Here is a 279-nt window from a genome sequence, read left to right as displayed (position 1 = left end):
GACTTCGGTGAAGTCCTGGCCTTCCAGCGCCTTTAACAGCTCCGGATCGGCAATGTGGACAAGCGGAGCCGCTTCCAGCGAGGAGCCAATGCGCTTGTCCTTGCGCTCGATTTCCAGGGCGCCGGTCACAACCGAACGCACTGTACGGATCTTCTTCCACTTCTCGGCCAAGGCATCGTTGCGCCATTCCTTTGCAACCGGAGCAAACTGCTCAAGATGCACGGACACGGCGGACGGGTTGCGCGACAGCCAGGCCTCCTCGGTGGTGAAGGGCAGCAT

The 279-nt window shown here is 60.9% G+C and carries 1 protein-coding gene; it reads right to left on the bottom strand.

Annotated features, from left to right (window positions below; genetic code table 11):
* The coding region (locus AF337_RS12400; RefSeq protein WP_152971027.1) for a hypothetical protein at window positions 1-279 on the bottom strand (279 nt) is incomplete at both ends.

This window comes from Rhizobium ecuadorense (assembly GCF_001187535.1).
Classification (GTDB): Bacteria; Pseudomonadota; Alphaproteobacteria; order Rhizobiales; family Rhizobiaceae; genus Rhizobium; species Rhizobium ecuadorense.
The sequence above is the reverse complement of the archived record's forward strand: the minus strand, read 5'-3'. Positions and strand labels throughout refer to the sequence as shown.